8 protein-coding genes are annotated in these 6000 nt (G+C 65.4%); 7 read left to right on the forward strand and 1 reads right to left on the reverse strand.

Features of this window, described 5'->3' with window-relative positions:
• Positions 1-141: 141 nt before the first annotated feature.
• The 5 genes from ACLMAL_RS13155 to ACLMAL_RS13175 all read left to right on the forward strand — a co-directional run bounded on the left by ACLMAL_RS13155 (position 142) and on the right by ACLMAL_RS13175 (position 3672).
• Positions 142-1197: a GNAT family N-acetyltransferase gene (locus ACLMAL_RS13155; RefSeq protein WP_411999330.1), complete on the forward strand. Its 1056-nt coding sequence runs from the start codon at positions 142-144 to the stop codon at positions 1195-1197.
• A gap of 45 nt (positions 1198-1242) precedes the next feature.
• Positions 1243-1677, forward strand: a complete 435-nt coding sequence (locus ACLMAL_RS13160; RefSeq protein ID WP_411999331.1) for a hypothetical protein — start codon at positions 1243-1245, stop codon at positions 1675-1677.
• 178 nt (positions 1678-1855) lie between these two features.
• A complete protein-coding gene (locus ACLMAL_RS13165; protein WP_411999332.1) occupies positions 1856-2467 on the forward strand; it encodes an acid phosphatase in 612 nt (203 codons plus the stop codon).
• 17 nt (positions 2468-2484) lie between these two features.
• On the forward strand, positions 2485-2961 hold the full coding sequence (locus tag ACLMAL_RS13170; protein ID WP_411999473.1) for an N-acetyltransferase family protein: 477 nt from the start codon (positions 2485-2487) through the stop codon (positions 2959-2961).
• Between the two features lie 30 nt (positions 2962-2991).
• On the forward strand, positions 2992-3672 hold the full coding sequence (locus tag ACLMAL_RS13175) for an endonuclease V (RefSeq protein ID WP_411999333.1): 681 nt from the start codon (positions 2992-2994) through the stop codon (positions 3670-3672).
• A gap of 12 nt (positions 3673-3684) precedes the next feature.
• Here ACLMAL_RS13175 and ACLMAL_RS13180 read toward each other — a convergent pair whose 3' ends face one another.
• Positions 3685-4122, reverse strand: a complete 438-nt coding sequence (locus ACLMAL_RS13180) for a hypothetical protein (protein ID WP_411999334.1) — start codon at positions 4120-4122, stop codon at positions 3685-3687.
• 91 nt (positions 4123-4213) lie between these two features.
• On the opposite strand from ACLMAL_RS13180, the gene ACLMAL_RS13185 reads away from it, so the two are divergent.
• Positions 4214-5158 (forward strand): diacylglycerol/lipid kinase family protein, encoded by a 945-nt coding sequence (locus ACLMAL_RS13185; protein ID WP_411999335.1) that lies wholly within the window; start codon positions 4214-4216, stop codon positions 5156-5158.
• Positions 5159-5407: 249 nt separating this feature from the next.
• Positions 5408-5662 carry a WhiB family transcriptional regulator gene (locus tag ACLMAL_RS13190; RefSeq protein WP_011211115.1) on the forward strand — a complete coding sequence of 85 codons (255 nt, stop codon included), beginning with the start codon at positions 5408-5410 and terminating at the stop codon, positions 5660-5662.
• The last annotated feature ends 338 nt before the right edge of the window (positions 5663-6000 follow it).

Below are 6000 nucleotides of genomic sequence, written 5' to 3' on the forward strand. Positions count from 1 at the left end.
ACTCGATTCCGGATACATCACCGTTTCACGGCTCTATGCTTTCTACGACACGTTGAACAACGTGCCGTTATTTACCGGTAGATGGATGCGGGTTGGTCCCATCGGAGCATCCACATCCTCCTGATGATGTGCAGGTTGACGATGCAGATCGATTTGAGATCCACGGTCGAACGGCCGCCGGAATGGGCGATGTTGGCGGCCGCGACGCCGGATTATGTGGTGTCGGTGCGTTGGCTCGAGACTATGGCGCCGTTGCTTCCGGGAGAGCCTCGCTGGCTGATCGCGACGGTCGACGGGCGCGCACAGATCGGGTTGCACACCCGCTGGCTTCGCTCGCCGCCCGGGGAGCCTCGCTACGACATCGCCGCCGTATTGCGCGGTGATATCCCGTCACCGGAACTGCACAGATGTTCCGAGCCGATCCCGATCGATGCGCTGTACCCATCTCTGCTTGTTGTGCTACCCGGATATGTCTGTGCGGCAGCGGGTTCGGGCGCGGCGGATCAGCCAGTTCTGCAGGGAACGCTGAGCGCTGTCGAGGTTTGGGCGGCTGCACGCGGTGCCCGGTCGGTGTCCTTCTTGTACGTGCCGCAGCGGCAGGAACCGCTTCGACGCGCCTTGATCGAATACGGCGCGCAGGCTGTACCGCTGTACCCGACCTGTGTACTGCCGTTGACCTTCGACAGCGTCGAGGAGTTTCACCACCAGCTGCCGAAGGCCCGCCGACGAGATATCGCGCGTCTGCGCCGCCGGCTGACCGAGAGCGATATCGCCGTGGGCGAGGCCGAGTTGGCGCAAGTCCGCGACGAGGTGCTCGATTTGCGGTTGGGACTGCTGCGCAAGTACGGCTCCGAGGCTGATGCCGCTGTGCAGTCGTCGGTGATCGATCGGATGCTCGCACTGTACGAGCCCCAAGATGTGGTTGTGGCGGTCGCCCGTCGCAAAGACGGGCTCGCCGGTTTCTCCCTAGGTCTTCGGCACGAAGATACGTTGCGGCTGTTGTGGTGTGGTCAGCGCCCGGACGCGTATGGAGCATATTTCGTCACATGCTTCTACGAGTCGGTGCGTGCCGCCCTGGCCCGTGGCGTCACCCGCATCGACTACGGCATCATGAAATGGGATCTGAAGATGTCCTTCGGCTGCCGTCTGGAGCAGCTGACCGGCCATCTGTTGACCATCGCACCCAATGCGGAGTAGCCGACTGTTCCTGTGCGGTCAGGCCGTATCGCTGCTGGGTGACGGTTGACGGTATTGGCGGTTCCGCTGCTCGTACTGCGGCTGACCGATGATCCCGCGGTTGCGGCATTGGCCCTCGGCACCCCGCGTGATCGGATATTTGATCGCAGGTCTGCCTCCGGCCCTCTGGTGGATCGGGTCGGCCCGTGGCGGATCCTCATCGCGAGCGATGTCGTCCGACTGCTGGTATTTCTCGTATTGTTCGGCTCGCTTGTATTCCGTCCCTGTTCGGTCGGGGTGATCGTCGTGCTCGCGTGCGTTGCAGGGGTAGCCGGAGCGTTCTTCGAGACCGCCCTCGTCGTCGCGGTACGCGACAGTTTCACAGGCGCGGATCCGTTGCGGGCCAACGGATTACTTGAGCTGGTGGGCCAGTTGACAGGGCCAGACCAGCACACCGCGTCATTCAACACCGCCCCACACACACGTCGGCCGAATTCTTGACAAGTGGATGGCAAATGACCGCAGATCACACGGTACTGTCGGCACCATGACCAGCGGCGATGCCTTTAGAGAGCACACTGGTAACTCACCGGGTACCTGTCACCTCACCGCCGGCCGCCGACGCCACCGTCGCAGTAGCTAGTCTGGCTTGAAGACGCGGAGAGGCGGGAAAGCAACCATGTCTGCACTCGATGATGCCCGGATCGTGCTGCTCCGGCACGGCGAAACCACCTGGTCGACCCAGCGCCGCCATACCGGGCGAACCGATCTGCCGCTCACCGAGCGCGGCGAAGAGCAGGCCGGCCGAGCCGGTCAGCTGCTGACCGAGCTGAAGCTGCGCGATCCGCTGGTGCTCACCAGCCCACGACAACGCGCCGTGCACACGGCCGCACTGGCGGGGCTCACCGACACCGCTGTCGACGACGACCTGGCGGAATGGGATTACGGCGACTACGAGGGCCGCACCACTGCGGAAATCCGCGAAACCGTCCCGGGCTGGACCATCTGGACCGGTCCGGTGCCTGGCGGCGAGACCGCCGACCAGGTGCATGCCAGGGCCGACCGGGTGCTGACCTCCGTCGAACCCACGCTGGCCGACCGCGATATCGTGCTGGTGGGGCACGGACACTTCTCCCGAGCACTGATCGCCCGCTGGACCGAGCTGGACCTCAGGGAGGGCCGCCGCTTCACCATGTCGACCGGGGCGATCACCGTCCTCGGTTACGAACACGACGTGCGAACCATCCTGGCGCACAACCTCGTTCCCGCACCGAACGGAGCAATCCTGTGACTCGATCCGGCGACGGCGTGATCCGCCGCGCGACGCCCGCCGACGTGCCCGGTCTCGTCGAACTGGTCTACGACCTAGCCGAGTACGAAAAGGCAAGGGATGAGTGCACATTGACCGCCGAGCAGCTGCACAGCGCGCTCTTCGGCCCGGCGCCGGCACTGTTCGCGCACGTGGTCGAGGAGGACACCGGACTGGTCGGCTGCGCCATCTGGTTCCTGAACTTCTCCACCTGGAAGGGTGCACACGGCATCTACCTGGAGGACCTGTACGTCAAACCGGAGACCCGCGGCAAGGGGTACGGCAAGGCGCTGCTGACCACGCTCGCCGAGGAAGCCGTCGCCAACGGCTACGGCAGGGTCGATTGGGCGGTACTGACCTGGAACACACCGTCCATCGATTTCTATAAGTCACTCGGCGCCGTCGGGCAGGACGAGTGGGTCGGCTACCGGCTCGAGGGCGAGGCCTTGGACGCACTCGGGCGCGGCGGCAAGTAGTCGCGCGGCGGGGCGAGAGCAAGGACCGACATGCGGGTGAGCGCCCCGGCCGAGTGGCCGACCACGGCAGACGAGGCAGTGGCGATGCAGGACGAGCTTCGCCCGTCGGTTGTCACGAAAAACCTTGGTACAGCAAAGTTCCGGACTGCCGCCGGACTGGACTCGGCTTATCACGACAACGGAACCTTCGCCGCCGCTGTCGTCGTATTGGACAGCGCCACACTGGAACCCGTCGACACCGCGGTGGCACACGGCACCGTCACCTTTCCGTATGTGCCGGGCCTGCTCGCGTTCCGCGAGTTGCCGACCACTATCGCAGCACTCGAAAAGCTCGGCACCACACCGGATCTGCTGGTCTGCGACGGCCAGGGACTGGCCCATCCACGACAGTTCGGATTGGCCTGTCACGTCGGTGTGCTCACCGGACTGCCGAGCATCGGAGTGGCCAAGTCGGCATGGGGCGACTACACCGCGCCAGGGCCCGAACGCGGCGCGACCTCCGACGTCACCATCGACGGGCAGATCGTCGGCCGCGTGCTGCGCACCAGGAGGGGGGTCAAGCCCGTCTTCGTATCGGTCGGCCATCTCATCGACCTCGACACAGCCTGCGCCCAGGTGCTGGCGCTCACCCCGCGCTACCGGCAACCCGAGACGACTCGGCAGGCCGATCAGCTCTGTCGGCAGGCGTTGCGCGCCGCCACCGGAGCCTGAGCAACACCACTGCTATCCGGTCCGCGGCCCGTCGGTATCGATGCCGTACTCCTGGGCCATCCACCGCGACGAGGGCGGCGCGAACAGCAGCACCAGCGCGGCGATCACCACGACGCCGAGCAGGACTCCGAAGACCGGCTGGTGCGAGTCGGTGAGCAACGACCAGGTGACCGGCAGCAACAACAGCTGAGCGATCACTGCGATCGCTCGGCCCCAGCGGTGGCCGAGCAGTAACCCGATGCCCGCGGCGAGCACGGCGCCGCCGAGGATGCCGAACCACGCCGCGGTGCCGTACCCGCTCGTCGTGCTCTGGTCATGCCCGAGCAGACCGCGCACCACCAGCACGATCGCCGCGATCACTGCGACGCCGCCCTCCAGTGTCACCAGTCCACCCGCACCGCGCACCGTGGTCGGCACACCGGAAAACTCGCCCTTGTCGGTCTCAGCCACGCGCCAAGCCTAAACGGCCGCCACCCGCGCGCGCCCGAGCGCAAGGCTGTCGCCGGACCGCCTCCGTCAGAGCCCGATTAGGCTTCGAAGCGTGCGGACGTTGCTGATCGTGAATCCCAATGCCACCTCGACTACACCGGCGACACGGGATCTGCTGGCACACGCCCTGGAGAGCCGGACCCAGCTGACCGTTGCACACACCCAGCATCGCGGGCACGCGGCGGAATTGGCGCAGTGGGCATCGACCAATGAGATGGATCTGATCGTGGTGCACGGCGGCGATGGGACGGTCAACGAAACCATCAACGGTTTCCTGCCATTGCCCCAGCTCAACGATGGTCAGGCCTGGCTGCCTCGACTCGGCGTGATCCCCGGAGGCTCGGCGAATGTCTTCGCGCGGGCGCTCGGCATTTCGCCGGATCCGGTGACCGCGACCAACCAATTGATCGATCTGCTCACGCTCGACAGTGACCGCAAGATCGGTCTCGGCATCGCCGACGACCGCTGGTTCACCTTCAGCGCCGGAGTCGGACTCGACGCCGATGTGTGTGAGGCGATCGACGCCAGCCGTGCCAACGGCCGAGCGGCGACGCCCGGCCACTACGTCCGAACCACCGTGCGCCAATTCTTCCGCGCAAAAGGCAAGGAGCCGAGCGTCCGGATCGAGATCCCGGGACACGCACCGGTGGACGGTGTCCATTACGCATTCGTAACGAACGCCAGCCCATGGACCTACCTGAACTCCACGCCGGTGCACACCAACCCCGGCACCACCTTCGAGACGGGCCTCGGCGTGTTCGCCGTGCGGTCGATGGCGGTGGTCCCGACCCTCATGCTCGCACGCCAGTTGCTGGCAACCAATGGACACCCCAAGTCCCGCAACCTGTTTCGCGAGGACGATGTTCCGTCGGTGCGGATCGTCGCCGCGGAGCCCATCGGCCTGCAAATCGATGGCGACTTTATCGGAAAACGCAACATGGTGGATTTCACAGCTGTGCCCGACGTGCTCGCCGTCGTCGCTCCCCAGCCTTCCTGAGCACGAAACGCGCGAAAACATCGCGTTTGCGCTGCGAAAACTGGGTAGAGCGAGTACAAAGGACCCGGCGGTTCCCCTAGGGGAACCTTGAGAGCGTGAGCTTCCCCACGGTGCACCGGATACCTATTGACATCTACGGTGTTCGTGAAAGCATTCACAAGCAACCGTGCGGAAACATTCGAGTCGCACAAGTGAACGATCCACAAACCGTAGGCGCCTTTTTGCGGCGCCCAGCAAAGGAGCAGAGGAATGGACTGGCGCCACAAGGCCATCTGTCGCGATGAGGACCCCGAGCTGTTCTTCCCGGTGGGTAACAGTGGTCCTGCGCTCGCGCAGATTGCCGATGCCAAGCTGGTCTGCGCTCGCTGCCCCGTTACCGCCGACTGCCTGTCCTGGGCCCTGAAGTCCGGGCAGGATGCCGGCGTGTGGGGTGGAATGAGCGAGGACGAGCGCCGCGCGCTCAAGCGTCGCAACGCGCGCACCCGCACCCGCACTGTCGTCTGATTCTCGAGACGACCGGCGCTACCGGACCACTCAGCCCGGACCGGTAGCGCATTGAGCCCGGCACCTCCCGAGGTGCCGGGCTGTATTGTTTTGCAGCGCCTTCGGCGCTGCGTGTTCGCGGCCCCCTTGGTCTCGCTTCCGAGCGGCCGAGACTCGCGCCTTCGGCGCATGCGCTTCGGCCGCTCGGAAGCGAGACGGGCCGCGAACTCTAGTGCTCGGTCTCGCTTCGCTCGGAAGACATCATCGTGCCGAGCGGGGGCGGAGGTAGTTGAGCTTGCGACTTCAGTTCGGGCGCTTCGGCGGCGGTAGCGGTGGGATGCGCCGCAAACCCTGGTGCT

Origin of the sequence: Nocardia sp. CWNU-33 (assembly GCF_046764895.1) — a bacterium.
In the GTDB taxonomy this organism is placed as follows: Bacteria; Actinomycetota; Actinomycetes; order Mycobacteriales; family Mycobacteriaceae; genus Nocardia.

Bases quoted from the DNA above. Each gene is read 5' to 3' on its own strand.
- ACLMAL_RS13155 (WP_411999330.1), top strand. From the start codon at position 142: ATGCAGATCGATTTGAGATCCACGGTCGAACGGCCGCCGGAATGGGCG.
- ACLMAL_RS13165 (WP_411999332.1), top strand. From the start codon at position 1,856: ATGTCTGCACTCGATGATGCCCGGATCGTGCTGCTCCGGCACGGCGAA.
- ACLMAL_RS13175 (WP_411999333.1), top strand. From the start codon at position 2,992: ATGCGGGTGAGCGCCCCGGCCGAGTGGCCGACCACGGCAGACGAGGCA.
- ACLMAL_RS13190 (WP_011211115.1), top strand. From the start codon at position 5,408: ATGGACTGGCGCCACAAGGCCATCTGTCGCGATGAGGACCCCGAGCTG.